Annotated in this window: 3 protein-coding genes; 1 reads left to right on the top strand and 2 read right to left on the bottom strand. The window is 71.3% G+C overall.

Features of this window, described 5'->3' with window-relative positions:
- Positions 1–68: 68 nt before the first annotated feature.
- On the top strand, positions 69–1,388 hold the full coding sequence (locus Q0066_RS10840) for a 6-phospho-beta-glucosidase (protein WP_298132786.1): 1,320 nt from the start codon (positions 69–71) through the stop codon (positions 1,386–1,388).
- Positions 1,389–1,679: 291 nt separating this feature from the next.
- On the opposite strand, the gene Q0066_RS10835 is transcribed toward Q0066_RS10840, so the two are convergent.
- Together Q0066_RS10835 and Q0066_RS10830 are read right to left on the bottom strand one after the other, a co-directional pair.
- A complete protein-coding gene (locus tag Q0066_RS10835) occupies positions 1,680–3,449 on the bottom strand; it encodes a hypothetical protein (protein WP_298132784.1) in 1,770 nt (589 codons plus the stop codon).
- Positions 3,446–3,628: hypothetical protein (locus Q0066_RS10830; RefSeq protein ID WP_298132783.1), on the bottom strand; the 183-nt coding region annotated here is incomplete at its 5' end. The genes Q0066_RS10835 and Q0066_RS10830, both read right to left, overlap by 4 nt.

Genomic DNA, 3,628 nt, shown 5'->3' with positions numbered 1-3,628 from the left:
CGGGGACGGTTCCCTTGGTCACCAGGGACGGTTCCTTCGGTCACCAGGGAACGGCCTAGGCTGACCGCGTGAAGCTGACCATCGTGGGGGGCGGCGGGTTCCGGGTGCCCCTGGTGCATGCGGCGCTGCTGGCGGATGACCTGATTGACCAGGTCGCGCTGCTGGACGTCGATGCCAACCGACTCGCAGTGATGGATCGGGTACTGACCGGCCAGTCCGCGGGCTCGACCCGATTGCGGCACAGCGTGCATACCGATCCGGCCGAGGCGCTGGACGGTGCCGATTTCGTCTTTTCCGCGCTCCGGGCCGGCGGGACGGCGTCGCGGGTGCTCGATGAGCGGATCGCCGCCGAACACGGGTTGATCGGCCAGGAGACCGTGGGTGCGGGCGGCATCGCCTACGCGCTGCGCAGCATTCCCGTCTCGCTCGAGTTGGCGCGGACCATCGCCGAAGTGGCGCCGCAGGCCTGGCTGATCAACTTCACCAACCCGGCCGGCATGGTCACCGAGGCCTTGAGCGCGGTGCATCCGCGGGTGGTCGGCATCTGTGACTCGCCGATCGCGCTGGCCCGTCGGGCCGCGGCCGCGCTCGGCCTCGATCCGGCGTCCGTCGAGGCGGACTACGTCGGGTTGAACCATCTGGGTTGGCTGCGTGGACTGCGCGCGGACGGCGTGGACCGGCTGCCCGAACTGCTCGCCGACCCGGCGCGGCTGACGTCCTTCGAGGAGGGCCGGCTGTTCGGGCCGCAGCTGATCGGTGACCTCGGGGCGTTGCCGAACGAGTACCTGCACTGGTTCTACTTCCGCCGCGAAGGCGGCACCGGCGGCGGCCGCGGGGCGTTTCTGGCCGAGCAGCAGGACCGCTTCTACCGGTGTTGTCCCAGCGAGCCGGACGCGGCGCTGGCCGCCTGGGACGCCGTCCGCCGGGAGCGGGAGGAAACCTACGGCGCGGCCAACCGGGAGGCGGCCGGCGGCTTCGAGCGAGCGGACGCCGACCTGGTCTCCGGCGGTTACGAAGGGGTGGCGCTGGCGATCATGCGCGCCATCGGACGCGACGAGCCGGCGACGCTGATCCTCAACCTGCCCAATGCCGGACGGCTCGCCGAACTGCCCGACGATGCCGTCATCGAGGCACCCTGCTGGGTCGACGGGAACGGCGTCCATCCACTGCCGGTGGAGCCGCTGCCCGACTATGCCCGCGGCCTGGTCACCACGATCAAGCAGGTCGAGCGCTGGACGATCGAAGCCGCCACCACGGGTTCGGCCCGGGCGGCCCGGCTGGCGTTCACCCACCACCCGCTGGTCGACTCGGCGGCGATCGCCGTCCGGCTGTTGGAGGACTATCGTGCCGCACTCCCCCAGCTGCGCTATCTGCGCAACGACCACTGAGTCATCGTTCGAGCTTGTCGGACGAGGGTGAGGGTCTCGACAAGCTCGACCGACGGTTGGACGAGACGACGAGCGATGGGACGAAAAGAACCGTCCCCGGCGTTCCGCACCACCGCTGATCGAGCTTGTCGAGATCCTGCTGAAGGGGTCTCGACAAGCTCGACCAACGGTTGGGCGAGACGGCGCGCGGTGGGACGAAAAGAACCGTCCCCGGCGTTCCGCACCACCGCTGATCGAGCTTGTCGAGATCCTGCTGAAGGGGTCTCGACAAGCTCGACCGACGATGAGGGGTCAGATGGCGGAGCGGTTGCGGGAGGCGGCGCTCAGCACCGCCCAGAGACCGGTGGCGAGTAGGGCGGTGCCGATGACTTCGACGCCCATCCGGACGAAACGGTCGAGGTCGACGGCGAAGCTGACGGCGACGGCGTCCGTGGCGGCGATCAGCATGGTCACGGTCAGATAGCCGACGATCAGCAGCACCCGGGCCGGACGCGGGAAGCTGGGCGAGTCGCCGTTGGCCTCCTCGGCGCCGGTGAGCAGGTTCCAGACCAGGCCGAAGACCAGCAGTGCTCCCCCGGACGCCCCGAGCAGCCAGCCGATCGGGTCCGCCACCAGATCGCGGCCCAGCACGGCGGCGCTGAGCAGCAGCGCCACGCCGATCGCCAACCCGCGGGGCACCGTCAACCGGCCGCGCACCAGCCAGAACGCGCCGGTCCCGGTGCTGATCAGCACCATCGCCGCGCCGAGGGTGTCCAGGCCGAGCCCGGGCAGCGGCATGCCGGCGCGGCGCGCCGCCGCGAACAGGCAGAACAGACCCGTGATGAGCGCCAGTTGCGCCGCCGCGGGCTGCGCCTGTCGGTAGGCGCGGGCCATCGCGACCACGCAGATCAGCACCGCCACCAACTCACCTGCCAGCAGCAGCCAGCGTCCGGCGTCCACACCGCTGCTCAGCCGGGACGCCAGATCGCCCGGCACGTACCGCACGCCGAGGGCGCGCAGCGGCAGCCACAGGCCGCGTTCCAGATTGCCCCAGATGATGTTGGCCATCTGCGGTGCCGCCAGCGCCACCCCCACCCACAGCGCCAGCCGGCCGAACGCCTCGGAGAGGTCCCCGACATCCGGGACGTCGGGCGGCAACCCGAGTCGTTGCCGTCGACGCTGCAACGCGCCCGCCAGCAGCACCCAGCAGCCGGCGGTCAACCCGACCAGAACGGACGCCACCAGCACCTCGACGCCGGCCAGCCACCAGGGCAAGGGTGAACGCACCAGCCGCCACAGTTGCGCCGCCCAGGCGACCACCAGGATGAGGCCGACCACCCCCACCTGGACCTGGCGCGGGAAGCGGCGTCCGACGTACTCGACCAGCCACACCGAGGAGGTGAAGGCGACCTCGGCGGTCGCCGCACCCGAGGTCACCACGTAGCCCAGGCCGAGGACGCCCACCGACATCACCACCAGCACCACCAGGAAACTGCGGTCGTTGCGTCCGCTGGCCAGCACCGGCCGGACGAAAGTGACCAGGTTCGTTGCGGTCACGGCCCCGATCACGCCGAGGTTCACCACGAACTCCCACCAGGCGAAGGCCCGACCCAGCCGCAGCAGATGGAAGCCGAGCAGCGCCAGCAAGCCCAGACCGCACCAGAACAGCTGGTCGACGCTCAGCGCCAGCTGCGCCATCGCCGACCACAGCAGCACCGGCGCGGCCAGTCCGGCCAGCTTGACGCCCGCCGGCGCGTGCATCGCCGCGGTCGTCAGCGCCGCGGCGAGCAGAACGGTGATCGCCAGCGCCACGCCGAGCAGCTCGGACGCGATGCCGAAGGCGGCGCTGCCGGCGGGCAACGCCTGCCGCACCCACGGTCCAGAGACGGTGATCACCGCGAGTCCGACGTAGCAGGCCAGGCAGCTGGTGACGATCGCGGTCAGTCCGGGCGGCCAGCCGTCGCCGCGCAGCCGTCCGCTACGGACCGGGTCGACGAGCACCCGATGAACCACCTGCACCACGACGTCGACGGCGCCATGGGCGAGACCCGGACGGCCGGGCGAGCGGGACGGGGCCGTCATGAGTACTCCAGCCAACGGAAGTTGTCGCCGACCAGCTGCATCGCGATCACCCCACGCCCGCCGCGCACCGGGGCGATCTCCGGACGCCGCGCGCCGTCGGGATAACGCCAACTGACGTCCGGCGCACCCGGGCCGGCGAGCAGCAGCCCGGCGTCCGTCACCCCGATCAGCTGACCACT

It is taken from the genome of Micropruina sp., from assembly GCF_027492755.1.
In the GTDB taxonomy this organism is placed as follows: domain Bacteria; phylum Actinomycetota; class Actinomycetes; order Propionibacteriales; family Propionibacteriaceae; genus Micropruina.
The sequence above is the reverse complement of the archived record's forward strand: the minus strand, read 5'-3'. Positions and strand labels throughout refer to the sequence as shown.

Excerpts from the sequence above, each read along its gene's own strand:
- Q0066_RS10835 (WP_298132784.1), bottom strand. The coding sequence starts at position 3,449 with ATGACGGCCCCGTCCCGCTCGCCCGGCCGTCCGGGTCTCGCCCATGGC.